The organism is Saccharopolyspora thermophila (genome assembly GCF_014646075.1).
GTDB lineage: Bacteria > Actinomycetota > Actinomycetes > Mycobacteriales > Pseudonocardiaceae > Saccharopolyspora > Saccharopolyspora thermophila.
Map to the genome: position 1 here is coordinate 1 of NZ_BMMT01000051.1, position 773 is coordinate 773.

Annotated in this window: 1 protein-coding gene; it reads left to right on the top strand. The window is 63.0% G+C overall.

Annotated elements, in window-relative coordinates; all coding sequences use genetic code 11:
• Positions 1–773: J domain-containing protein (locus IEY17_RS25025; protein WP_188991940.1), on the top strand; the 773-nt coding region annotated here is incomplete at both ends.

Consider the following 773-nt stretch of genomic DNA (forward strand, 5'->3'; position numbering starts at 1 on the left):
CGTTACCTTGCTGAGGCAATTGCTGCTGCGAAGGATGCGAGTGATTTCCATGAGCAGGCGCGTTTAGCTAAGGGGCAGAAGCTTGAATTCAAGAACTTGGCGAGCCGTTTGAGAAATGAGGCGAGAGGTTGCGACGCCGAGACGGATCGTTACGATGCCAAGGCGGCTCAAGCCGCGAAAGATGCGGATGATCTCGCTGAGGAGGTTGATGCCGCCGAGTATGTGCTTGCCACCGCGGAAGAGCAGTGGCGTGCGTGGTATGAGGACTGGCGTGCTGGGGGCCAGGAGCGGCGTGCTGGGGGCAAGGAGCGGCGTGCTGGGGGCCAGGAGCGGCGTGCTGGGGGCCAGGAGCGGCGTGCTGGGGGCCAGGAGCGGCGTGCTGGGGGCAAGGAGCGGCGTGCTGGGGGTGAGCGGCTGCCGGATTACTACGCGACGTTGGGTGTGGAGCCGGGCGCGAGTAACGATGAGATCCGTGTGGCTTACCGGACGGCGATGCGACAGCATCATCCGGACAAGGTCCAGCAGGCGGGCGGGGACGAGAAGGCCGTGGAGGCCGCGAAGGTCAAGACTCAGCAAATTAACGCGGCCTGGCAGGTTTTGTCGGATGAGCGGAAGAGGGCCGAATACGACAGGTTGAGGCAGCGGTCGAGGGGTTTTGGTGGTAATTCTGGGGTGGTGTTGGGGTCTTCGTCGGTGGGGTCGGATGTTATATCGGCGGAGACGTTTGCTGATGATGAGGGTGCGGAGCGGGCGTTTCTGGGGGAGTTTTTCCC